At 46.0% G+C, this 25,742-nt stretch carries 18 protein-coding genes and 1 pseudogene; 4 read left to right on the forward strand and 15 right to left on the reverse strand.

Annotated elements, in window-relative coordinates; genetic code table 11:
* Positions 1–8 precede the first annotated feature (8 nt).
* The 6 genes from BLT91_RS18065 to BLT91_RS18095 form a co-directional block, all read right to left on the reverse strand.
* Positions 9–3,356, reverse strand: coding sequence for a S8 family serine peptidase (locus tag BLT91_RS18065; protein WP_090823405.1), 3,348 nt, complete (start codon positions 3,354–3,356; stop codon positions 9–11).
* Between the two features lie 752 nt (positions 3,357–4,108).
* Positions 4,109–4,933 (reverse strand): carbohydrate ABC transporter permease, encoded by an 825-nt coding sequence (locus tag BLT91_RS18075; RefSeq protein WP_090823409.1) that lies wholly within the window; start codon positions 4,931–4,933, stop codon positions 4,109–4,111.
* A complete protein-coding gene (locus tag BLT91_RS18080; RefSeq protein WP_090823457.1) occupies positions 4,930–5,751 on the reverse strand; it encodes a carbohydrate ABC transporter permease in 822 nt (273 codons plus the stop codon). Before BLT91_RS18080 ends, BLT91_RS18075 begins: the two co-directional genes overlap by 4 nt.
* A gap of 145 nt (positions 5,752–5,896) precedes the next feature.
* Entirely contained in the window at positions 5,897–7,201 is a 1,305-nt protein-coding gene (locus tag BLT91_RS18085; RefSeq protein WP_090823411.1) for an ABC transporter substrate-binding protein, read from the reverse strand.
* Between the two features lie 129 nt (positions 7,202–7,330).
* Positions 7,331–8,395 carry a response regulator transcription factor gene (locus BLT91_RS18090; protein WP_090823413.1) on the reverse strand — a complete coding sequence of 355 codons (1,065 nt, stop codon included), beginning with the start codon at positions 8,393–8,395 and terminating at the stop codon, positions 7,331–7,333.
* Positions 8,395–10,182: a sensor histidine kinase gene (locus tag BLT91_RS18095; protein WP_090823415.1), complete on the reverse strand. Its 1,788-nt coding sequence runs from the start codon at positions 10,180–10,182 to the stop codon at positions 8,395–8,397. The genes BLT91_RS18090 and BLT91_RS18095 overlap by 1 nt, the downstream gene beginning before the upstream one ends.
* A gap of 543 nt (positions 10,183–10,725) precedes the next feature.
* On the opposite strand from BLT91_RS18095, the gene BLT91_RS32960 reads away from it, so the two are divergent.
* The 3 genes and pseudogenes from BLT91_RS32960 (at position 10,726) to BLT91_RS32970 (ending at position 16,672) form a co-directional block, all read left to right on the forward strand.
* Positions 10,726–11,028, forward strand: coding sequence for a hypothetical protein (locus tag BLT91_RS32960; RefSeq protein WP_254777011.1), 303 nt, complete (start codon positions 10,726–10,728; stop codon positions 11,026–11,028).
* A pseudogene (locus BLT91_RS32965) lies at positions 10,919–11,593 on the forward strand (discoidin domain-containing protein); the annotation flags it as partial. The gene BLT91_RS32960 and the pseudogene BLT91_RS32965, both read left to right, overlap by 110 nt.
* A 360-nt stretch (positions 11,594–11,953) precedes the next feature.
* The gene (locus tag BLT91_RS32970) at positions 11,954–16,672 is read left to right on the forward strand and encodes a hemoblobin-interacting domain-containing protein (RefSeq protein WP_254777010.1); all 4,719 of its coding nucleotides are present in this window, start codon (positions 11,954–11,956) and stop codon (positions 16,670–16,672) included.
* Positions 16,673–16,960: 288 nt separating this feature from the next.
* On the opposite strand, the gene BLT91_RS18105 is transcribed toward BLT91_RS32970, so the two are convergent.
* From BLT91_RS18105 to BLT91_RS18130, 6 genes are all read right to left on the reverse strand, one after another.
* Positions 16,961–18,139 carry an MFS transporter gene (locus BLT91_RS18105; RefSeq protein ID WP_090823418.1) on the reverse strand — a complete coding sequence of 393 codons (1,179 nt, stop codon included), beginning with the start codon at positions 18,137–18,139 and terminating at the stop codon, positions 16,961–16,963.
* A gap of 199 nt (positions 18,140–18,338) precedes the next feature.
* On the reverse strand, positions 18,339–18,848 hold the full coding sequence (locus BLT91_RS18110) for an SDR family NAD(P)-dependent oxidoreductase (RefSeq protein ID WP_090823420.1): 510 nt from the start codon (positions 18,846–18,848) through the stop codon (positions 18,339–18,341).
* Positions 18,849–18,907: 59 nt separating this feature from the next.
* The gene (locus BLT91_RS18115) at positions 18,908–19,606 is read right to left on the reverse strand and encodes an SDR family oxidoreductase (protein ID WP_090823422.1); all 699 of its coding nucleotides are present in this window, start codon (positions 19,604–19,606) and stop codon (positions 18,908–18,910) included.
* A gap of 380 nt (positions 19,607–19,986) precedes the next feature.
* Positions 19,987–20,565 carry a TetR/AcrR family transcriptional regulator gene (locus tag BLT91_RS18120; RefSeq protein ID WP_090823424.1) on the reverse strand — a complete coding sequence of 193 codons (579 nt, stop codon included), beginning with the start codon at positions 20,563–20,565 and terminating at the stop codon, positions 19,987–19,989.
* 570 nt (positions 20,566–21,135) lie between these two features.
* Complete coding sequence (locus BLT91_RS18125; RefSeq protein WP_090823426.1) at positions 21,136–21,732, reverse strand: isochorismatase family protein; 597 nt, start codon at positions 21,730–21,732, stop codon at positions 21,136–21,138.
* 115 nt (positions 21,733–21,847) lie between these two features.
* The gene (locus BLT91_RS18130; RefSeq protein WP_217635241.1) at positions 21,848–23,260 is read right to left on the reverse strand and encodes an MFS transporter; all 1,413 of its coding nucleotides are present in this window, start codon (positions 23,258–23,260) and stop codon (positions 21,848–21,850) included.
* Positions 23,261–23,402: 142 nt separating this feature from the next.
* Between BLT91_RS18130 and BLT91_RS18135 the strand changes: the two genes are divergently transcribed.
* Positions 23,403–23,972: a TetR/AcrR family transcriptional regulator gene (locus BLT91_RS18135; protein WP_090823427.1), complete on the forward strand. Its 570-nt coding sequence runs from the start codon at positions 23,403–23,405 to the stop codon at positions 23,970–23,972.
* 547 nt (positions 23,973–24,519) lie between these two features.
* On the opposite strand, the gene madM is transcribed toward BLT91_RS18135, so the two are convergent.
* The 3 genes from madM to BLT91_RS18150 form a co-directional block, all read right to left on the reverse strand.
* Positions 24,520–25,284 carry a malonate transporter subunit MadM gene (madM, locus tag BLT91_RS18140; RefSeq protein WP_090823429.1) on the reverse strand — a complete coding sequence of 255 codons (765 nt, stop codon included), beginning with the start codon at positions 25,282–25,284 and terminating at the stop codon, positions 24,520–24,522.
* A gap of 26 nt (positions 25,285–25,310) precedes the next feature.
* Positions 25,311–25,496 (reverse strand): hypothetical protein, encoded by a 186-nt coding sequence (locus BLT91_RS18145; protein WP_090823431.1) that lies wholly within the window; start codon positions 25,494–25,496, stop codon positions 25,311–25,313.
* A 50-nt stretch (positions 25,497–25,546) separates the two neighbouring features.
* Positions 25,547–25,742, reverse strand: a 196-nt coding sequence (locus BLT91_RS18150) for a transposase (protein ID WP_175532378.1), incomplete at its 5' end; no start/stop codon positions are given.

Genomic DNA, 25,742 nt, shown 5'->3' on the forward strand with positions numbered 1-25,742 from the left:
AAAGCGGATTAGTTCAATACGTTGATGGCGTCGATCGTTATGACCGTTCCGGTAGAGCGAGCGTTTTTCTGTCCGATACTGACCACTTTGATTTTGTGATCGCCACTCGCAAGGCTCGGAGAAACAAATACGGGAACTTGATACTTCGCTTTGGAACTATACCAATCAACCGGATCAGACGTAACAAGCTTGTCATCTATATAAATTTGTGCTTTACCGTAGCCCGGACCGGTATTGGCCAGCAAAGCGACTCGAGTCCCTGTGAAGGAAAACTCCACAGAACTATTTTGTTCGACCGAAAATTTCTGCATGCCGCCGGTAAATTTCTGACTATAGCCGGAGCCCCAAATGCCCTGATAGGAAACCGAATCGTCAAACGAGGCAATCAAATTCGAGACGATCAACTTATCGATGTCGATCGTAGCGTCATCTGATTTTTTCGAAGACTTATCATGCTGTCCGGTCCATTGAATTTTGATGGTATGACGGCCGTTGCTGCCTAATGATTGTTTAAACAGCGATTGCTGCGTCAATGGCGTTTCGCTATAGAGCGAAGGAGATGCTACTTTGATATCGTCAATATAAACGTCAGCAATGCCGTAATTTACGCCTTTTGAGCCGATCCATTCAATGGTGTTTCCTTTGAAACCTAACTCCACTCTGCCTACCGCGTCCAGCTGCATGGACGTTCCGCCCGAATAGGAAGGGCTGGCCGCGGATGTCCAAGGGCCGGTGTACTGAAGGGATTTATCTTTGTCTTCGAATGTTCCCAATAGATTGCGAGAAAGCTTGCTGAGCGTAAATGTACCGGAACCGGCATAGGCATAGACGTCGACATAATACGTTCCGGCTTTAGGCACTACGTACGTAATGGTTTCATTAGAAGTCCCCGGATGTTCGGATGAAGCGACAATTCCTGCTTTGCTGGCAACGGTTGTCGCAGACGAGTCGTATAATTCAAGATCGAAATCCGTACCTGCATCGGCAGTTAGGGAGAGGCTGATTTGTTCCCCGGCATTCAAATCGAGCGCATAGACTTTATCCGGGTTGGTTGCTGCATCCAGCTTATCGGTAACCGTCGCATCTTGAAGCGGGGTGCCGGGAATGTCTTTATCCCAAACCGCTCTAAAGGCATCAATCATTCTTCCGCTCACTGTCGTGCCGTTCAAGGCGCTGAGCGGTTTGCCGCTGTTCATTAATTTGCTCTTGACGGCTGCGGCATCCATATCCGGGTACTGGCTGAGCACAAGCGCCGCCGTACCGGTTGCGAAAGCGGCCGCCATATCCGTGCCGGTTTTGTAGCGGTAATAACCATTCGGCCACTCAATATCGACCTGGGTGATCCAAGGATCATTCGAAGCGACAAGATCGGCGAAAAGAGAAAAATCCCATAGCTGAAACGGCTTATATCCTCCATAAATCGTGCCCTGTACTGGATAGGCATTCGGGTTTCCGTTAATGCCTTCCCCCATCAAAACCAAATGTAAAGTATCTGATACAAATGAAGATTCGCTGATCTTATCGATGGCGTCTTGACCCGTCAGCAGCAGATGTCCGCCATTATTTAAATACGCAGTCAAGTTATCCTGATCATTCTTAGTTAAAAACACATCTGGAGATATAGGCGCTCTATATCCGGTAAACCAAATCACGACGTCATATTGATTAAGCACTGTATTATCCGGACCATCTACCTTTTGATCTGCAGTGCTACTAATATCATAGGACAAGGTAGGATGAGAGAGTTTATAACTATTTAACAAGTCCTTATAGATTTGCAAAGTATCATCTGCGGCAAAAGGACCGATATCGCCTCCGCCGTAGCCGACATTATCGTCTTGCACCAGCAACACTTTCGTTCCGTTGCCACCTCGAGACTGATTCAAGTAGTCCATTGCAGCGTCAAACATTTTTTGGCGTTGTTTCGGGTCCATCCCCAAATCTTCTCTGATAGGGACTTCTTCAAAGCCTACCCCGTTAAATATCGCCTTGTATTCTTTGTTGGTTGGTCCTTCATACTTATGAATTTCCGCGCTGTAACCAATTTTATTGCTCGGAGATTCCGTGATCACATAGTCCCCTGGCGCGGCAACCTCGACGGAAGATTTTCCGAATGCGGCATTTGGGGCCAAGTTCCCACCTCTATCTACACCCGTGACGCTCAGAACGTTGGGGCTTTTAAAATCGGCAGGATAAACCGGGATAATATCGGTATTCAGACCATCATGGTCGCCGGCGGCCGATACGAAGAGCAAGGAGGAATGCTCGATGGCATCGCGTAAAGCTTGACTATAGCCAGGCGTGAACCATCCAATATTGGCAATTTTGGCGCCATGGCTTTGCGCATAATCGATAGCTTTAATAACATCTTCTATATATCCGATGTCCGTCATAACCTTAAGCGGCATGATTTTCACATGTGGAGCAACGCCTGCAATACCGTAAAAATTGTTCGATCTAGCTGCTATGATGCTGGCAAGCCAGGTTCCATGATAATCGGATAATTTATCTTTGATATCGAATAGCGAGCCATCGTTGTGGACGAAGTCCCAACCATTAATATCTTGATTATTTTTTTGCGGATCTGTTTGAGTATTTCTCCAAATATTTGGATATAAATCTGGCAACGTGGTTTGGACGCCGCTATCGATGACAGCTACAATCAGGTCCTCGCTGCCTTGGGTAATGGCCCAGGCTTCAGGCGCGTTGATATCAATGTCGGGCGTGCCTGCTGGAGCATCCCCATTGTGAAGGGTTTGGCCTGTGTTGTTTAATCCCCATTGCTCGTTGAAGAACGGGTCATTTGGCGTAAATGGTTTAGGTGTGTTGGCAGACTGCTCTAACACTTGACCAGTGTTCATTTTCACTTCGGATTTCTCGGGAATATTGGCCGGGTAGATTTTATAATCAGGCTCCGCATATTCAACATTTGCGTCATTCTTTAATTCAGCAATGACTTTATTGATATCCGTTCCATCTTTCAAATGGAGCATTTGGATGCCGGTTTGCGTTAACGGACGAGATTCCGCAACTTGCTCTGCAGCATACGGACTTGACAGAGCCGATATAGAAACATTCGATTTATATTTCACAATGACGCGGTCCGGGGCGTATTCTTGCTTTAGAACTTGAGAATCTGACGAGGCCGAGGCGCCGTCCGCATGACTTTTAACGTCGGTTTTGCCATTTGTTACAGGCTGCTCGCCTAAGGTCATTTGACTTTTTCTCGGCTTGGAATTTACTTGTGCGGAATCGCTCGCATTCGCCGTGTTCGCATCGTATATCGGGACAGCTATTCCAAATGCCACAAATATCGAAACTGCGATCTTGAATATCTTATCTTTTTGCCAATACAATCCTGTCACTTCCTCTGCCGAAATGTGATAGATAAGCTAATATTTCTTGGTAGTATTCAAAATGAAGCCGAACACTGGGTAACGGATGAAAGCGGATTCATAAACATGGAGAGAAGAACAGAAACTGTTGCGTCTTACCCATTTGAATCTCTAAGCCTGACGATTATAGTCTCATATGCCCGTTTATGCAAGTAAAAGAAACATGCTTGCGATTAAAGTACATGGTCATCAAGTATTCTCCCGTCAATGCTGCCAAAGCGGATTCATGACCATAGTGAGAAGAACAGAATCTGATGCGTCCTACCAATTTGAATCTCTAAGACGGACGATTATAGTCTCATATGCCCGTTTTGCAAGTGGAAGAAACCAACAAAACGTATGGATTACACCAAACTTAGTAAGACCAAATACCAGAAACCCAATTCCTAAAAAAAGCTTGGAATACGATGGACAAAATATGTATGCAAATCACCACCCCCCTACTAATTTAATTTAGTATAATATTTTGTTATTTTTTTCGTCAAGATAAAAATCAGAAATACCTCTACCTGTCATGAAAGTTGATAACATCCCGGGTACTTTGACCAGCAGCCGAATCCATGTTCGACTGTCCGCAAAAAAGCTGAAAATCTTCATCCCTGATATATCCCGATGAAACAGAAATGCTTTTGTTCTGAATGACAAACGTTGCTTGAGCCTCCTCTTTTCCTGTAAATGTAAAATATAGGTAGCCGCTGCCTCGTGTAATGCTGTTAGCCTTTTACGGCTCCATCCGTAATCCCTTGGATAATCCAACGTTGGAAGATGGCGAAAATCACGACAATCGGAATCGATGACAAAATCAGTGCAGCCAGAATCAACGACCATTCGCGACTGTACTTGCCGAAGAACATATTGATTGTCAAGACTAACGTATATTGGCGAAAATCGGTAAGCATCAGTACTGGCAGTAGGAAATCGTTCCACAGCCACAGCAGATTCAAAATACCAATCGTAAATGTAATCGGAAGCAGCAACGGTAAAATGATCATGAAAAAGGTTTTAATCTCGCTGCATCCGTCCATTTTCGCGGATTCATCTAATTCTCGCGGAATGCCTTTCACAAAACCGTGGTAAAGAAACACTGCCATGCTGACGCCCAATCCGGCACAAACAATACCCAAACCAAATGGCGAACCCTGAAGCCCAAGTGACTTGGCCATCTTGGTTAAAGTAATCATGATGGTCTGAAAAGGAATCAGCATAGATGATACGAAAAGCATGAAAATCACGTTGCTCAGTTTCCCGGACGTTCGGGAAAGCTTGTATCCCGCCAAAGAGCTGCATAAAACGATGACAACAATGCCTGTTACGGTTACAACAATTGTATTCCAACCGCTCTTCAGCATGTTAGCCTTGTTAAAGGCCTGCACATAGTTTTCAATGTGCAGATTGACAGGGAAACCTAGAACGGAGCTGTACATCTCTCCTTGTGTCTTAAAGGAATTCAAAATAGCCATGTAAATCGGGAATAGAAAGAATACCGCCAAAATGACCAAAGCCGCCAGAGACAGACCAACATACAATCGTCTGTTCATGCCTCCACCTCCCGCTTCTTCATTACGGACACTTGAACAAGCGTAATAACAAGTATGATCAGGAAGAGAATAATCGCTTTGGCGCTGGCATAACCATATCTGAAATTGCGCTGATAAGCCTCTTCCAAAATATTCATAGAGATAACTTGAGTTGCCCGGGCAGGACCTCCGCCTGTTAAAGCATAGACAAGGTCATACACTTTAAACGAGTGGTTCAAGGTTAAAAAGATACAGATCGTTAGCGCATGCGCAATCAAAGGCAAAGTAATGTAACGCAGCATATGATGAGGCTTGGCGCCGTCAATAATAGCCGCTTCCTTGAGATGCTTTGGAATGCCTTGTATGGCAGACATATAAATAATCATTAAAGTTCCTATACCGCCCCAAATGGAAACGAGCATGATTGTAAAGAACGAAATGTTCGGGTCACCCAGCCAGGAAATATCGAGAAATTTTAAGACTGCATACTTGGACAAAGCCGGCATTACCTTTGTAAATACGAATACCCACATGAATGTACTTATGATAATACTTAACATGCTAGGCATGAAAAAGATGGTTCGAAGCAATCCTTTTCCTTTGCTTTGAGATTCAATCAATAACGCAAGCAGCAATGCGATGGCGTTCTGAAAAACGACAGCAAACAAAACATACTTGGCAGTGAATAGAATCGATGATCGAAAATTCGTATCATCGCGAATAGCTTCAATGAAATTCTGTATCCCAACGAAGCTGTAATGTTTATTCAAGCCATCCCAGTTCGTAAAGCTGTAATAAGAGCCTTGGAGCATTGGAATGACAAGAAATATAACATACATGATAAAAGCGGGCAGCACGAACAAGATCAATGATGTATGGTCTTTGGCAAGGCGTTTCAGCACGTAGGCTCACTCCTTAGGAAAATCTTGTGCCCTACCCTAACCTTTCAAAGGCCAGGGCAGAGCACAACATGTCTTCTATTCTTTATTTTTTATTTGCTATGGCGTTTGCATCTTTCCAGGTTTTATCCAGATCCTTGATGACATCATCTGCGGACATTTTCTTGTTAAAATAGGCTTGAAGCGCTTTGCCTGATTCATCCTTCACTGCCGCTGGAATCTGAGGATCTTTATAGGCCTGTCCTTTGTTCACATAAACGGAAGCGTCCTCAACCCAAGGATAAGGTTTGAAAGAGTGGTTTTTGGACACTGGATTGAATTTCAATCCTTGGTACAGATCGTTTGAAGCTTGATCATCCAAAATGAAATTCAGCAGATCTGCCGAAACTTCTTTATTCTTGCCTTGGGCAGCCATCGCCAAGGACGTTGACACGGAAACGTTGATTTGTGTTGAGGTAGAATCATCATTGATAGGAAGAGGAGCAACCCCAAATTCGAACTTGTCATTAGCTTTCAAAAGGCTGTCCGCATCCCATGGTCCTTGTACCCACATAGCAGCTTTGCCGGCAGCAAAATCAGCAGCTCCGTCATCGTTGCCTACTTCAAATACACGATCTGTTCCGTTGCTGTTAACAAGATCGATGATACCGAACATATCTTTCACTTCTGCGAAGCTTCCTTGATTTTTGTACATTTTATCAACAAAATCCTTATGGCTTGAATTGCCTAATCCACCAATCGTTAGAGGCAAGAATAACTGAGGAATCCAGCTTTCTTTGTAGCTGAGCATGAACGGCTTGATTTTTTTGTCATTTAATGTTTGAACAACTGTCTTCATTTCTGTCAAAGTAGACGGCGGTTTAATACCTAGATCTTTGAAGATTTTTTTGTTGTAGAGATAACCCCATGCTAAGCTTTCCATAGGAACCGCTACTACTTTGTTGTCGATAGTCACGAGTGACTTGATGCCATCGATGAGCTTACCAGAAAGCGGTTGTTTCGTTAAATCTTCCAAATAACCGGCTTTGTAGTAGTCTGGAATATCGTTCACGGCATGAAGGCTGAATATATCCGGTACGTCGCCGGTTGCCAGACGAGTTTTCAAAATTTGTGTTGAATTATCGGAGCCTGGATACTCGGTGTTGATCGTAACCTCAATATTTTTTTCCTTCTTTTCTTTCTTAGCAAATGCAGCGAAGTACTTCTCGAATTGATCACGAAAACGGTCCAAGCCGCCAAGAAATACCTTCAATTCCACTTTTTTAGGCGCAACCTCGCTTTTAGACGTGCTGCTGCTTTCTCCGGCGCTTGGTGTTCCTTGACCGGAAGAACAAGCTACTGTGGTTCCTAGCATCGTCATAGTAACAATCATTGCAAGTGCTTTCTTCATTTTTTCGCCTCCCCTTGTTATGGTAACGCTTACGAGTCCTAGTATACTTGAGAAAGCGCCGCCATTCACTGGACAGAAAATGCATATCTGACTGGACAATATTGATATCATTGGACTGACTTAAGCTCGCTAAGCATCCTGTCTAATCTGAGAAGGTGTCATTCCTGTCATTTTTTTGAATATACGGTGGAAATAAGTAAGATCTGAATAGCCTACTGCTTCTGCGGCGCTCTTGATGGATACGGAAGAGTCCTGAAGAAGCTGGTGCGCTTTTTCGATCCTTTTGGTAATCAAGTAATCCATTACGGTAACACCGACTTCTTGTTTAAAGGTACGGGATAGATGCTCCTTGCTGACAAAAAATTTACTTGCAATGGTTCCAAGACTCACTTGCTCTGCATAGGAAAGATCAAGAAACTTCCGAATTTCGTTAATATTGATCCGGGTCTTGTTTTTCCTTGCGTTAATTAATTCTTCCAAGCTCCCGACGTATGTGGCAGACAAGACATCGATCCACTCGGACACTGGCGTATCATCCGTAACATAGAAATGGCTGGCGTTCGCTTGAGCTTCAGACGTTAATTCGCTTCCTGAAAGGGCAAATTGCTCCTCCAAAAGCAGCATGAATTGCTTGTAAAGCGAATTATTCAGACCAGGCTGCAAGATCTCTTGATCGCTCAAAGCTTGCTCCAACTGCTTAAAGCTTTTCTTGACCGCCTCCGTGTTCATCTCATGAAAATTTCTGGTGACGATGTGCTTCAACTCGGTGATGATCTTCAATAACTGCTTGTCCAGCGGCTTGGCAGCATGGATTCCCCGGGTTACGCCCAGCTCTCGAACCGCTTTCTCCAAAGCCCGATTCAGCTCTTCCGGATTGATCGGCTTTATCAGGTATTCATCCACTTTGGATAAAATAGCCTGTTTCGTATAGGTGAAATCATCAAATCCGCTAATCACAATTTTGCGGATAAACGGATAGTCTTCACTTATTTTTTGCAGAAGCTGTGCTCCATCCATGCCTCGCATTTTCATATCCGTAATGACAATTTCAGGGTGTATCTGCGCTATGATATTTAGGCCGCTAAGCCCATCCTCCGCTTCCTCAATCTGATCGATGCCTAGACGCTCCCAATCAGCCAAATGCCGAATGCTGTTGCGGACCCAGAACTCATCATCAATAATGACAGCTTTCATTATAGAGGCTCCTCTCCTTTGATTATTGCCGGAATAACAACTTTGACAGTCGTTCCGACACCTTTTGAGCTTGTGACAAACATACCGTATTCTTGACCGAAAATAAGCTTAATCCGCGAATTCACGTTGTTCATTCCCATACTTTCCCCAAGCACCTGATCCTCACCCCAACGGCTTAACTGTCGCCGAATTTCCTCCAAACGCACCTCATCCATGCCTAGACCGTTATCTTCAATACTAATCTCAATTTCATCCATCATCTTCTCCACCCTGATGGTTACCAACCACTTTTCCATCTGGCCTTCCAAACCATGGACGAAGCAATTCTCCACAATGGGCTGGAGTATGAATTTGGGAAGCTGGTAAATTCCGCAGTCTTCTTCGATGTCAATTTGAATATGAATCATGTCCTGAAAGCGCAATTTTTGAATTTGCAAATAGTTAGTAACATGCTCTATTTCGTCGGCCACTGTGACGATATCTGATTTCATTTTGATCGTATAACGAAATAACTCGCTAAGGGCTCTGACATGCTCATAAATTTCAGGCGCATTTCGAGAGAGGGCAACCCCACCAATGGATTGCAGCGCATTATACAGAAAATGAGGATTAATCTGTGCCTGCATCGCTTTCAGTTGTGCGGTCCGTTTCTCAATTTTACTTTTATACTCAATTTGGATCAGCTCTTTCATTTTTTGAAGCATGGAATTAAACCGTCTCTCAAGTGTACCGATCTCATCGCTTCGTATCTTATCGACACCCACGTTGAAATTTTGATGCTCCACGGCTTTCATCGACCTCGTCAGTCGAATAATCGGTTTCGTCGTGAAATAAGCAATTAAAACAGAAAGGATAATAGCCAGAAGAACAGAGACCATAGCTGTATAAAAACTAAAACTTAGCGTTGTAGAAGCGCCTTGGTTCACATAGCTGATCGGGATAAATTTCACGATCCATAAATCGGCCGATACTACTGGCTGATAAAATAGAATTCCTTGTTTGGATTTGATAAAGCCAGGTTCCATTGGACTATGTATCGCCTTTTCCAGCATTTCTTGATCAATCATCGTTTGCCCGGGGTAAGGATTGTACATGTTGTTTCCTTGCGCGTCCAAAACAAGCACTTGACTATTGGGCTCCGAATGGATCATGTTTATGACATTATCCATCATATTCCATCTCGCTTCTATAAACACTCCACCGAGAATCTCATGATCTTCAAATCGATTCATGCTGCGTACCAATTTGAAATTATTGCGTGTAGATTTCACAATTTTATTGACAGTCTGATGGTTGTTTGCAATTTCACTCCAATTCCCAACGAGAGTAACCCATTGATCCGTTGATCGAACGGCATCTTTATCGACGATATACATGCGCTGCTTGGCATTCAGATAAAGAGAGATCGAGACAATATTATTATTGTTGGCAACATACAGGGATCTGAGCTTCTCATCTATATATAGTTTCCCTGCATCCAGACCGTTACCAGTGCTCATAGATTCACCATTGGTAATTGGAAATAAGTTATTATCCATGAGAAGGGAATACGCCACAGAATGCAACTGACTAAATTTTTCATCGAAATATTTGGCAGCCCAGTCCATTCTTGACTCGTTAGAACGTATGATCTCCAGACTTAATGATTGCTTGGTGGTCTTTGCAGCAAAGATAGTGACTAAGGTTAACGGCAGGACAGCGATAATCACCATCAAAATCATAAGCTTATATCTCATACTCATTTGAAAAGGAAGTAAAAGACGCCGTGTCATATTCCTAATTTCCATAAGCCGATCCCCTTTTTTTATTGTTAAGCAGAGTCAGTAAGACTGTTCTGACGTTATAAAAAGAACTATACCACTAACCTAAATATTTTTGTTGAACTATTCAATGCCTCGATTCCCTTTAACTTCTGTTCCGCACCGCGATGGCTGCTTTTAACTACATATAATTATTAAGATTTTATTAAGTTGTATATGTGCCCTATTACATTTGTCATTTACCATCGGGCCCTTCGGCCTATAAGATACAGTAATACGGCAAGCGTACAAGCCCCCTTTCCCTTCCGATCTGTATCGACAAGGTCAAAAATGTAAGCACTTACATTTTAGACTGAATGTTCTAGAATTATTTGAAACCCAATTCCCATACATAGGCGTTCAGACCTAAATTACTAAGAATGACTAGGCATATTCACTCATTGTTATCAGATTTCGACAAGCATTATAATGACGCTGGAAATATATTTTCCAAAAAAATGAAGAATAACGTTTTTTGTTGTCGAGAAACGCCACAAGCAAGCCCCCATCTGGGTGAAAAAGAGGAGGAATATGAGAAATGAGTTCACTTGCAAGAAGAATACGCAAGACATTGGCCCGGACATCATCGTCAGCGCTTGCCCTTTCGGTGCTGCTTGGTTCCATGAGCGGAATGCCGGTTCCAGTTGCCGCCGCAAATGTGGCCGAAACTTCTCACCTGCTGACTTACGAGGGAGCCGCTTACGCTTCGTCGGTCGAAGGTGGCTTGACGCCGGACAAAGCGGTAGACGGCAAACTGGACTCCCGTTGGGGCAGCGCGTTCAGCGCGGACCCGCAATGGATTTACGTGGATCTTGGCTCCGAAGCCACGATTGACAAAGCGATCATCCGCTGGGAAAACGCTTACTCGAAATCGTACAAGATCCAAGTGTCCGACGACGAAACGAACTGGCAAGACATCTACACGGACACCAAAGGCGACGGCGGCGTCGACACGATCGCACTGGCGGGCAAAGGCCGCTACGTCCGCCTGCTGTCACTTGAACGCAGCGGCGGTTACGGGGTATCGCTTTATGAATTCGAGGTATACGGCACGGGCGGAAGCAATCCTCTTCCTGTCGTACTCGGAGAAGATGTAGCTATGAATAAACCGGTCGTTGCTTCCTCATACGAGAAGGCAGACAAAGAGAAGCCCGCGATGCTGCCGGAAAATGCGGTGGACGGAAACCAGACGACAAGATGGTCTTCGGAGCACACGAGTGACGAGTGGATTTATGTCAACCTAGGCAGCGTGCACACCATCGGCCGCATTCGCCTCAACTGGGAAAACGCCGCCGGACGAATCTACGATCTTCAAGTGTCCGACGATGCCGTGAATTGGAAAACGATTTACCGTGAAGTGAACGGCCAAGACGGATGGATGGATACACAGGTCTACGCCAGCGGCCGTTACGTAAGGATGAAAGGAATCAGCCGCACAACGAGTTACGGCTACTCCTTATTCAATTTCAGCGTATACGATTACGTGAACGGAGATCCGAAGCCGGATTACACGATCCCTTCGCTACCGACCGCTTCGACGGTGCAGGTCGGCAAAGGCAGCTATTTAACTAATGATATCGGCATGCCACAGCCGCGTCCTCCCGTCAACAAGACGGACGACGTGAAGGCGCCGATTCCTTCCAACGACTGGTGGCAGTCGGTCCTGATCAAAAGCTTGAGCGACAGCCTCGTCACGCTCCCGCTGAAATCGAAATATACCACGCTGGGTCTCGGCATCCTGAACCCCGGCGCGGGTTGGGTGAACGACACCGGCAACTCACAAGCAGCTGACGGAGGACCGGATTTTTACTTGAACGCTGGCAACATCAGCCCCTCACGCATCAAGAACAAAATTGCCGGTTATGGTGACTGGTCCGCAACCGTCGTGCTTAACGACAACGACACTGAGAAAATGAAAACGACGTTCGTTAAAGGCTCGCCTTACCTGTATTCGGAATTCAACGACCCGACGACACCTGAATTGTCCTTCCCGGTTTCCACCAACTTTTATGACGAAAACAGCAATCCGGTACTCGATGCCGAAGGCTCTTTCTTGACTGCGGACCATATCGGATTCACCGTCACGAACGTTGACGGCTCTCCGAAAGCGGATAAAGTGATTCGCCACTACGGCGTGTTCGCGCCGCAAGGCTCCGTCTTCATGAAAGTTGGAAACAAAGTCAAAATCCGGCTGGGAAGCGGCCAAAACTACCTGTCCTTGGCCGCAATGCCTGCCGCAGGCAACTTGAACTACTTCTATAAGCACGGTTACGCATTCGTCAAAAATACGATCGTTACGCCGAGCTTTGACGAGAACACCTCCGAAGTAACGACCCGCTTCGAGGTCGAGATCGACCAGAAGCGCACAGACATGGAGCCGACAACGTTGATGGCCTTGCTGCCGCATCAATGGAAGCAAACGTCTTCGTCGCTGACGGAGCTCTCTTACCCGTCCATTCGGGGCACGTTGAAGCTTCATGAAGGAAACTCGTTCACGACGGTTGACCGATTCCAAGGAATCATGCCTCAATTTACTGTGCCGGAAGATCCGACTTATTCCCGCGCCGCACTACTTGAGCAACTCAGCTACCTGGACGAATCGACTGCTAAGAACTTCATGTCCGCAGACGCGTACTGGCAAGGCAAAGTGCTTCATCCACTGGCCATGGGTGTGATGATCGCCGACCAAGTTGGGGATCAAGACTACAAAAATAAGTTCCTTAGCCGGTTGCGAACGATCTTGACCGACTGGTACACCTATACCAAAGGCGAGCCGGATTACTTCATGTACTACGATCCGACTTGGGGCACCATGTACTACAAATCGAGCGAATTCGGCGCCAATACGGGACTGACGGATCACCATTTCACCTATGGTTACTACGTCTTCGCTTCCGCCGTTCTCGCAACCTATGACCAAGACTTTAAGGACAACTACGGCGGCATGGTCGAGCATCTCATTCGCGATTACGCCAATCCCTCGAAAACCGATGCGCAATATCCGTTCCTGCGCAACTTCGATCCGTACGAAGGCCATTCATGGGCCGGCGGATACGGGGACAACAACAACGGTAACAACCAAGAAGCTGCCGGCGAGTCCCTGTTCGGTTGGGTCGGCGAATACATGTGGAGCCTAATGTCCGACAATAAAGCTTCCCGCGACATCGCCATCTATGGCTTCACGACCGAATTGAAAGCCGTCGAGCAATACTGGTTCAACTACGACAACGACAACTGGCTGCCTGGCTTCGCTCACAAATCCGTTGGCCAAGTGTACGGCAGCGCGTACAACTTCGGTACGTTCTTCAGCGGTGACCCTGTAAATATTTACGGTATCCACTGGCTGCCGACCGGCGAATACTTGACAAGCTACGGCTTCGATGCAGCTAAAGCTGCCGATCTGTACAACGGCCTTGTCAAGGATAACAAAGGCCCTGAGAATGCTTGGTACCATATCGTATGGCCAATCGAGTCGCTTAGCAATCCACAATCGGTTCTGAGCAAGTTTACGATTGAAAACACGCAAAAGAATGAAATCTTCAACACCTATTGGTTCGTGCACAACATGGCAACTCTCGGTACCCGCACCAAAGATATTTGGACAAGCGGCTGGTCCGGAGCTACCGTGTACAAGAAAGATACGACATACTCGGCAATGGTCTGGAACCCGACGAACAAAGCCATTACGGTTACATTCCACAATGCGGCCGGAGTAACCGGCTCCGCGAAGGTGGGCCCGAAAGCGCTGGTGAAAGTCGATCCGACGAAGATTACGGATTTGGATGGCAACACGCCTCCGCAATTGAATGCCGATACGACGCAAAACATGATCGGTCAACCGATCGAGATCACCTTCGCTGACCATCTGAAATGGCGTGAAGCGATCAACTCGGTTCTGGTGAACGGAACGAAAATCGACGCTTCGCAATATAGCGTTCAACCAGGAAAAATCACCTTGAACAGCTCCTCGTTCCCGGTGGAAGGCAGCTATGAGGTTGCTGTTCGTTCAACGGATTATCCGGATACGAACATACAGCAAATTGTCATCACGAACTCGACTGTCAATTTGGCACTGAATAAACCGACATTTACGTCCGACAAACCGAATAACCCGGGCTCATACGCGGTTGACGGCAAGCTGGACACGCGTTGGGAATCTGCTTTCAGCGATCCGCAATTTGTCGCTGTCAACTTGAAATCGGAATACAAAATCAGTCATGTCCGTTTGAACTGGGAAAATGCAGCCGGTAAGAGCTACACGGTTCAAGTTTCCGTAGATGGTCAAAATTGGAAAACTGTGTACACTACGACCCGCGGACATGAAGGCATCGACGACATTACGTTCCCGGCCGCGAATGCAAGATATGTCAAAGTGGAAGGCACGAAACGGACGACGAACTACGGCTATTCCTTGTGGGAAATGGAAGTATTCGGCACCCCGGCAAGCAACCTTGACGCACCTGAGCTGATCGCGGACACGACGATGAACCGCGCTGGCCAGCCGATCGACATCAGCTTCGAGGATTTCGCGGATTGGAGAAGTGGCATCCAGGCCGTGAAAGTGAACGGAACGGCGGTAGCCTCCGCGCAATACCAAGTTTCGCCGGGCATTATCACATTGAATGGCTCCTTATTCCCTGAAGCCGGCAGCTTCGAGATCTCCGTTGAATCAACGGGATTTGCGAATGTTTCCATTCAACAATCGATCGTCACGAACTCGAACATCAACCTTGCCCTGCTTAAGCCGACGTTCACATCGGCCGATCCGAAACAAGCAGGCAAAAATGCGGTTGACGGAAACAAAACGACGAGATGGGAGTCCGATTTCAGCGACCCGCAATTTATTACGGTCGATCTCGGAGCGGAAAACATCATCAGCCGCGTTCTTCTGAACTGGGAAAACGCAGCAGGAAAGAGCTATACGGTTGAAGTCTCGTCGGACGGCGCGACTTGGAAAACCGTATATGCCACGACGACAGGCAAAGCAGGCATCAACGACATCGGATTCTTGCCTGTCAGCGCAAGATACGTCAAAGTAAACGGCACGGAACGCACGACGGCCTACGGGTTCTCCCTCTTGGAGCTTGAAGTGTACGGCAATGCGTTTGGATTGCCATCCTCACCAGAGCTCGTGGCAGATACAACAGATAACAATGTTGATCAACCGGTCGACATCGCCTTTGACGACGATGCGGCATGGAGAAACGCGATTGAAACCGTCAAAGTCGACGGTATACCGATCAGCGCCGCTCAATACACAGTAGCTGCCGGAAAAATCACGTTGAACGCCTCCTTGTTTAAGGATGCTAGAGTTTACTGGATCTCGGTTCAGGCGAAGGGATATACAGAAACGTCCGTTCAACAAACGGTCACGGTGAAAAACCAACCGATTCCTAACCCGAATCCGGATCCTAACCCTAATCCGAATCCTAACCCGAACCTGAGAAACATCGCGTTCGAAAAACCGACAGCTTCTTCGCCGGAATTCCACCGTTCCAGTGCCGATGCGGTCGACGGCCGATTTGATCGTCGTTGGGAGTCTGCATTCGAAGACAATCAATGGATGAGCGTCGACCTGGGAGCTGCGAAGACGATTAACCGAGTGGTTCTGGCGTGGGAAAATGCCTACGGCAAAGCCTATACGATTGATGTATCGTTGGATGGAAAAACGTGGACCACAGTGTATTCCACCGACATTGGCAATGGCGATATCGACGACATTTCGTTCGCTCCAGTCAGTGCAAGATACGTCAAGATGAACGGAATCAAGCGGGGATCGCCATACGGCTTCTCGCTGTGGGAGTTCGAAGTCTACGCAGGCGACAACGCTCCGCTAGCAGGACCGACTTTGACTGCGGACACCAAGGATAACATGCTTGGCAAACCGATCGACATCACGTTTGCTGATGACGCGGCTTGGAGAAACGCAATCAACGCGATCGTATTGAACGGCGCGACCCTCAAAGCTGACCAATACAACGTGGTTGCAGGAAAAATCACCTTGAATGCTGCTTTGTTCACGGAACCTAAGCCTTACGAAGTAACGGTGTGGGCAACCGGCTACAACAACGACACTGTTGTGCAGCCAATTGATAAGACGATTAACCTTGCGCTTAACAAGCAAACCTCCACTTCCGAAGAACCGCTTAAAGACGGTCAACTGGCAGTAGACGGAAGCAAGAGCACGCGTTGGGAATCACCGTTCAGAGACCCGCAATGGATCAGCGTCGATCTTGGTCAATCCTACTCGATCAGCCGCGTCCTTTTGAACTGGGAGAACGCCTCCGCAAAGGCCTATACGATCGAAGTGTCCAAGGACGGCATGAATTGGACGACGGTTTACTCGACGACGAACGGAGATGGCGGTTTCGACAACATCCTCTTTAACCCTGTCGACGCCCGTTACGTCAAGGTCGCCGGTACGCAGCGCAATACGCAATACGGCTACTCATTATTTGAAATGGAAGTTTACGAGTAACAACAAAAACGGGGCGTTCTCATCGCCCCGTTTTTGTGTTTGGAGATTTTATTACTTTGCTAAACTTATTATCCCTGCAGCCATTTCAGATAATTTGCACCAACGATTGGCAGTCCGCAAGGAAAATCGTCCGTACATTTTCCAACATAATCATCTCCATAAATAAAAATAGCAGTATTGGAAACCCATTGAAGTTCTTCATTTCCTTTTGGCATCCGCTCCCAATAAATACTGTAAAGGACTAGAAATCACCTGACATAAACAATGGCAAAAATTCTACGATGGTGATTATTGTGATGTAACTTTAGAATAATAACGATTAAATCTGATTGAATAAATCAACACATAGATAACGATTAGCGCAGCAAACAAATTTAGAAGAATCAACGAGAAGTTCAACTTAAAAAATTGAGTCAGCACTCCGACGCCAACAACCGGAACAATGAATCCGGAGTAGCCGCATAAATAAAATGCCGAAATTACTTGCGGACGTTCTTCCGGCTTCGGCAACTGGCTGGCAAACCTTAAAGTAACTTGAAACGTCCACCCGCCGCCGATAGCTTGAATGAATATGCCGGCCCAGAGCAAAAATAAATTCGCTGTCTGACCGGAAATAACAACGACCCACGATCCAATGGCAAGAAACAGGATTGCTATACGCATCCGTGTAACGGGATTACGCGGCCATGGAAAGAATTGCATCAAGGCCCCCCCGCCTAAAAGCAGCAAAATTAACAACCCGGAAATAGAGAGATTGGCGGTGTGAATGACGTTCTTGGCGAAAGAAGGAATAAGAGAAAACACAATTCCGTTTAACGTGAAAACGGTAAAGATCGGAAGTCCGATAAAAGACCAAAAATGGGAACGAATGTTGTCAGGAACACCAAGCGAAATCTTAGTTTTAGCCTGTTTCTGCGCTTGGGAATCTTCGTGCTTTGGTAATATTTCCAGAAATACCAAGGAGCTCAATAACATGACGAGCAGAAACCAATATGGCAAACGAAGCGGCTGAAAATGCAAATATTGCACGACTAAACCTGCAATGGCAGGGCCCAGGCCAAAACCAATGGTTACTGTTACTCCTGATAACTTGATTGCCGTACTCACTTTATCGCGAGAGGTTTGATTTAATAAAAAAGCGCTGGCAGTACCCGTAAAAGCGCCATATGCGATGCCTTCTAAAATCCTTGCCGCATAAAGCATCCAGACGTTGAAGCTCCCTAGAAAGAGCAACGTCGATGCGATGGAAATCCATATACTGCAGCGAAGCACCCTTTTCAATCCCCAGGCGCTCCCTCTGGCTCCCACGACAAGCAAGGTCGGCAGCAGAATAGCGGCATAAACGGCAAACAAAATGGTGATTTCCAGACTGCTCAGCCGATAATGCTCCCCATATAAAGGGAATAATGAGGAAATAAACGTAGCTCCGCAGGACATCATAAGAATAACCCAAAGCATACTTTTCATAAAAGTTCTCCTTTTTCTAATTTAAGATTACCTGCTAGTAAGTGATCTTATCTCATAGTTGAAATGCTTATCTTCTAATTAAGCTGGTGTCTGATGAAAATAATGTTTTTAGACTGATCCATTATAAAGAAACAGCGGCGGTTAAAGAACCTAAAAAGAAAGTCTTAGACTACGGCTGCTGTTTCAGCCTGTTATTCAATTAGTTCGCTTCAGCCGAACGCTCCAACCATGTGTTGACTTCTTCAAGCCGTTTGGTATAAGCTTCGCGTATCGTATATGCAGCTTGAGAACCAACCGTCAATCGAAGCGGCGAATTGTCGCTTTTTATAACTGAAATGATCAATTGCACAGCTTTTGCCGGGTCGCCGATCTTGATGTTCGACATTCCTTTCTCGTATGCTTCATACAGCGGTGCATATTCTTGTTTCTTCTCGGTATGCTGCATCGATTCGCCAAAAAACTCTGTTGCGTACACGGAAGGCTCCACGATCGTCGTCTTGATCCCGAAGCTTTCGAACTCTTTCGCGAACGCTTCGGAGAAGCCTTCAACTGCAAACTTGGATGCAGCGTATAGGCTGTACGGAGGCATGGACCAAGTTCCGAAGAAGGATGAAAAATTAACGAAATGTCCCGATCCTTGACGTTTAAAGACTGGTAGTGTCGCTCGGATGACATCTAGTACACCGAACACGTTGACGTCGATTTCCAAAGATCACGACGTCATAGGGGAGCTTTTTCACCGCATATCACTTTATTTTATTTATTGTTTTAGGATATCTGAGGATATAACGCGGATACTCCGCCGGCGAGATCTTTTTGAATCTTGCGGCTCCTGTCATCGGCGATAATTTCAAGGCTGTCCGACGCTAACCCATCAATGGCAATTTTTGCAATATCTGCGGGGTTGGACTTAGGAACTTTAAAGCCTGACCCCATGTCTGTATCCATAGGGCCCACATGTAAGCCGGCGACTCTAACATTTTGAGGATGAAGATTTAAGCGCAGCACGTTCGTCAGTCCCCACTCAGCTGCCTTTGCAGCCGTATAAGCTCCGTAACCTCCTACACTAACCCACGATAATACGGAAAGAATATTCAGTATCGAACCTCCCCCATTTTTCGCAATGATAGGCGCGAAATCACGAATCATGGATAATGTCCCAAAGACATGCGTATCAAACTCCAATTTTATTTGATCGAGATCACCATCAAGCAAAGAAGCGCCTGTAGACACACCAGCATTGTTGATCAGTAGCGTAACGTCTTTAGCGGTCTCGGCAGCTGCAGCCACCTCTTGTGGGTTGGTAATATCAAGCTTTACAGGTATCGCACCGGGAATGTCGACGGATTCCGGATTTCTTGCGCCGGCATAAACTTTAGCCCCTCTGGAAAGAAGTTCAAGCGCTAGATGGCGGCCAAGACCTCGGTTTGCACCGGTGATAAATGCGATTTGTTTAGAAATATTCATTTGTATTTGCTCCTTTTATTGGTTTTTGCATACATAGCCTCATTACTAAAAGCTGCTGTAGCATCTAATTAGGGGGAACAAGGTTGACTAAGCTCCATACCAGAGCGCGCAGTCGGTATAATGCAAGTATCCCCTAGATTCCCATCTACCAACCCATTACCACTTCGATTGCTTGATGCGCAGCAGATACAGCTTGCGAACGCAATCGCAATGATGATGAGAAGCGACATCCCCCAGTAAATATAGGAAGAGCCTTAATGGCGCTTCTTTCGGAAATTGTATTTTCGGAAATCGACAAAACTAATCATGTATAGAAATTGCACAAGATACGCGAAAATTTTTTTTGAGAATGATCGTTCTAATAACTTTAAAAAAAAATGTTAATCTTGCAAGAGGCTTATCGATAGGTTGGCAATGCGCTGAAGCTTTTCTTTGGCAGCCGAGGTCCGCGCCATGACCCGCAATCCGACTAACGTATTGTGCAATAATTCAGCCAGATCATCCGCTTCGACATTTTTCGTGAACTCGCCATTCTGCTGCCCCCAGACAACGATGTCCTTCAGCAAATGTTCCGTATTCTCAAAAGCTTGGGTGGCTCTCGCATCCACTTCCGCGTCCCGATTCGCCAATTCCACTGCCGAATTCACGAACATGCAGCCGGGCGGCGTATCGCCTTCGACGTTCATGCTGTATTCGTAAATAGTACGAAGCGCCTGTGAAGCCGTCTCAGCTTGTTTGATCGCTGTTGCCATTCTGCCGTTGAATCTGTCGCCGAAGCGATTCATCGCTTTGAGGAACAAGGTGTGTTTATCGGTAAACGTGTCGTACAAACTTCTTCTATGGATCCCCATATGCTCGACAAGATCATTCATGGATGTTTTTTCGTAGCCTTGTTCCCAAAATAGCTTCATGGCTTTTTCCAGTACTTCGTTCTCTTCGAATTCTTTGCTTCTAGCCATCCCATCATCACCCCTTAACGCATCATAACATATCGGGAACGTTCGGTAAAGAATTGGATGAAATTGGCCGCTCGAGCCTCGCTCCATTACGCCCGGTCGGTATGAACGGTCTTGCCTTCATAGAACATATGATCCGGGTCCTCTTCATTCTCTTTGGCCGACAAGGTGGCTGTGGTTAATTTATAGATGGCGGTTTTACTGCCTAGGGTGGAAACATATCGTCTACATGACTCCTCCCCAGCGGTCGATCATAATAGACTGGAACATTTTAGTCCAGCATGACCTGCATCGCTTCTGTTGCCTCGTAAAAAATGTGATATTCCCAAATTGATTAGAAAACGGAGACCACTGAAAAAGTCCTGTCGGCTTTTTACTAAGATGCAAAATGACAGTTTTTAGCCTGTAAGAAGGCTTAAAACTGTCTTTTCGCTAATTTTCTTCGACATCAAACTTGAAAATCAATGCTAACGGAAAAGCTTGTCTTTTTCAGTGGCCACGCTTTACTCAACGGTTTTCGTAATAGCAAGCGAAGTTCAACTAACGTTCTCCGTTAAAAGGAGTGGGTACGTTTTATTTGAGCATCGAAACCACTTCTTCCGTTGTTCGAATCTTGCCCATACGAGGGAACTTGGTTTTCACTACATATTCATGTTCTTCTTTCGCCGTGGCTGTCATGGCATCTTCTACGAATACTTGATGATATCCGTGTTGAAACGCTTCTGTGGCTGTGGTGTCCACACCGATGGACGTGGAAATGCCGCACAACACGATCGTGTCGATACCACGGCGGCGCAGCTGAAGATCCAAATCCGTACCGAAGAAAGCTCCCCACTGACGTTTCGTCACCACATGGGCATTTAGGAAGCCCTCCAATTCAGGTATCAGATTGTCCCATCCTTCCGGCCATTGCATGGCATGCGGTGCGGCATCCGTTTTCGGATGTAACCAATCTTTGCCGTCTAAAGTGGAGACTCTGACAAGCACGACAAAAGCCCCTTTGTTCGTGAAAGCTTCAACCAGTCTGCTTGCCTGTCCGACCACCTGCTGGGCCGAATTCGGGGCAAGCTGACCTCCCAAGCCTACAATCCCATTTTGCAGGTCGATCACGACCAGTGCTGTTTTCTCCGCATCTAATACTTCGGTTCCTGCTGTTTTTACGTTTGTCATGTTATTCTCTCCTATCTGATTAATTTGTATAAGTCCAACTTTTTTATGTTTAGTTTCTTAAACACCTTGAATTAAACCGCTGAATGCTCTGCTCCTCGCCACTCGCGTTTTTTTCTTATTCTCTCACTTTTCTTGTTTCATGCTTGCCGAATTTCTTGAGCGAACGGTCAAACAACGTCAATCCGACAAGAAGCGCCCCTATGGCGGTACAAAACAAAGCTAAATGATGAACGCCCGCAGTCGTTGCGCCTGATTTTAAAAACAAGCCGTTTGCCGCGGAAGCCAGTATTGCCCCAATGTACATGGAGGTTCGGAATAATCCAGAAGTGGCCCCAATTTGTTCCGGCTGCGCTTGGAAATAGACGGCATTCTGATTCGCCAAGTTGAGCAGCCCCTGGGGAATTCCCATAAGGAGCGCGATTCCGACAAGCAGATAAATCGGACTGTTGTCCCGAACCGCAAATAGCAGCACGGATGTCGCGAGCAGAACCGAACCGCCTACCACCAGCTTAGACCGGATTGCCGGATTTTTTCCCAATGTGCTTGAAACGGCGAGCGCCGTCACAAACATCGGCAAGAGCAGGAGACCTGCGCTGGAAGGGGACAAGCTTCGGCTCTCTTCCAACCATTGGGTAAATCCATATATAAAACAGTACGTAACTACCGATGTTAACAAGTTCCGGGCATAAGTCTTCAATAAAGGGGCATTGCCGCCTAATACGCGCACATCGATAAACGGTTGTGCGGCCCTCATCTCCCTCAACCCGAATAGCACTCCAAAAACGACGGCAATCCCCATGTAATAAAGGGTATGGAGATGAGGATTCATCAAGAAAAGTAAGACTGACTGCAACATAACCGCAAATAAAATTATCCCGGTAAAATCGACGGCCTGCGCATGGTTGCCTTGATCCTGCCGCAAGTTTTTGGGGAAGCGAAAATACCCGAGAAGAATACAGGCAACAGACAGTGGGACATTAACCAAGAAAGCACTTTGCCATCCCCCCCATTCGATCAGCAGTCCGCCCAGCGCCGGGCCGATCAAGAGGATGGTCTGATTGGAAACTGTAAGAATAGTCAAAATCCCGGCCGGGCTTTTTTCACCCGTTCGATCGGCTTCGCTGCGAATCAGATACATGGACGCGGGATAGCCGGCGCATGTTCCGAATCCCAAAAGTACCCGCGCTCCGACCAGCCACCAAAGATTTGGGGCGAACATGGCGAGCAAACCGGAGAGCCCTACCAAAGAAGTGGCGATTAAAAATAGCAATTTCGGACCATAAAGGTCGATCAACTTCCCCACCACGGGTTGACCGATAGCGGTTGCCAAGTAAAGAGCAGAAACCAGCCACGCCGTTTGGGAGGGCAGGGCATGAAAAGCCGTGCCGATTGGAATCAATGCGATCGAAATGATGGAGGAATTAATCGGATTTAAAATCGATCCGAGAACCATGGGAGCAATCAATTTGCGGTTAAAGCCGCTTTTCGCCCCTCTTTTCGCAAATGATCCATTCTTTAAGAAGGCCATATCCTCCCTCCTTTCCACTAAATATATAGAAACAAACTATTTATTATAGTTTAGCCATTTCTTATGATACACCCCTCCAGTCGATTTGTAAACTATTTTATATAGTGATAAATTATTTATAGTAACTTGAGCGAGGTGCACCATGGTCCAAAAAAGAAACTTAACCAAAGATAAGATCATAGCCGCCGCTTTGGAATTTGCCAATGACATTGGCGTCAGAGAGCTGACGTTCCCGAGGCTTGCCGAGAAATTGGGAATTAAGTACCCATCCTTATATAACCATTATCCCAATTTGGAGGAATTGCGCACCGATATGGCAGCCTGGCTATTCCGGCTCTTGAATGAGGAAGTCGGCCGCTCCCTGATCGGAAAATCCAGAGGAGCAGCCGTTTCCATTTATGCAACCGCCTACCGTAATTTGGCCATGAAGTATCGCGGATCGTACGAGCTGTTGACCTCCATCCCCAAACAAGGCAACAAGTCGTTATATGAGGAATCCTCCAAACACGCAGCGATACTGATGCAAATCCTGGAGAGCTTTGAGCTCGATCGAGCCGCTCTGATTCATAAAAGCCGCTTCCTTAGAAGCGCGATCCATGGCTTTATTTCGCTGAACATATTGGGGTTTCTTCAGACTGAAATTGCAGTGTCGACCGAGGAGAGTTTTCTAAATATGATTTCCGATATCATCGCCTTGTGTGAACAAAAGTGAATATACTGCCCAATTGTCTCACTTTGGTTGGCTCTGGATTCCTGCAACTGGTTTTAACATATTTTTGTTTAAAAGGGTCTTCGGATTTTGTGGTGGGATGGACAAGAGCCAAAGGACCCTTCCTTAAAGGTTAAAATAAAGAAGTTTTTGACCAAAATATTTAATTGGTCCGATGCGAAATAAAGTCCCAGATTACAGCTGTTTTGCCTCGTCTCTTCCTCAAAATAAAATGGGGTAGGCAATTGTGATGATTGCCTACCCCATTATTTTTTGTACATCATCTTGCATTTAAATTATTTTCTTACGATTTTTGAAATAAATCGTCTAACGAATTCTGCAACAATGCTAACGAATTAAGGCATTTCACACAATATAAATGTGATATTCCAGAATTAATTAGAATTTGCTGTTTGTAAGTCGAAAGCCGCTATCTGTTGCAGAATTTGTTAGAAAAAATTCCCATATTTAAAATCAATTATTGCATAAATATACAACAATGCTCAGCGATATGACAGCATGGGAGTTCCTTTAAACCAATTGGCAGTCGTCAGCCCAGAAGGGCCCTAGTTATCAGGAATAATATGGACGGGCACAACAAGCAGCCAATTCCTGTGTGAAAGGTGGATGTGATCGCACCATAAGGCACCAGCTTAGGATCTGTTGCTGCTAAGCCGGCTGCAACACCGCTAGCAGTACCCATTGTTCCTCCATACACCAGCGCTGTGCGAGGATTATCTAGTCCGATATACTTCGCGATAAACGGCGTTGTAGACATAACTAAAATGGATTTAATGACGCCTGTCGCAATACTTAAAGCAATGATACTGGAATTGGCACCGATCGCTGCTCCTGTCACAGGTCCCACAATGTACGTTACTGCCCCCGCTCCAATAGTTGTGAGGGCAACGGGATCCGTGTACCCGAATGCTAACGCAACGAAAACTCCAGAGGCGAATTGAAACAAGATCCCAATTATTAATCCCAGAAATCCGCGTACTCCCGCTTGCTTCACTTCATCTAAACTCGCACCGAAGACGGTGGAAACGATCGCAAAATCTCGAAGCATGCCGCCGCCAAGCAAGCCGATCCCAGCAAACATAGGGATATCGGCAAGCCCCTTTTGTCCACCTGTAATTGTACCGCCGTAATAAGCAAGAATAAGTCCGATAATGATGGCTATCGCTGAACCATGCACTCTCCCCTTGGTCAACTTCCCTGAAAGCAAGTATGAAAAGTACATCACAACCCCAACTACGGTAAAAGCAGTAACTAGACTATAATTTTTCAAAATATTATGAATTGCCTCCAGCATGCAATCTCCTCCTTTCTAAGTATGGATCAAACATGAAGTTCATTTTTTAATTTCTTTTCGATATCAGCCTTCTGGCGGCTCTCCTTGCTCATAATCGGGACCAGCGCATAAGAGAAAGCCACTGCGGAGATGGCGAGGCCACTGAAGAACTCACTGTTTTTCAGGATCCCTAAATTCTCTACACAAAAAGACGACTCATTTCCATTTTTCAATGGGCTTGAGCCGTCTTTTTCTTATCTCTTACATCTTTATTTGTTGGATTTTAATCATTCAATTTCAATATTCGCTTCAAATTTACTGCAAATATTGCAATGGCTGCTTGTATCTCCATGCCGATTAGACCCGAGGATGCCGCTACATCCAACCCGTGCCTATGTTTTAATTCACTATTTTTCGCTTCTATCTTGTAACGTTGCTTCGACTTTTCTCTAAAGTCATCACTTTCTTGAAACGTTGCT

It is taken from the genome of Paenibacillus sp. yr247, assembly GCF_900103825.1.
In the GTDB taxonomy this organism is placed as follows: domain Bacteria; phylum Bacillota; class Bacilli; order Paenibacillales; family NBRC-103111; genus Paenibacillus_E.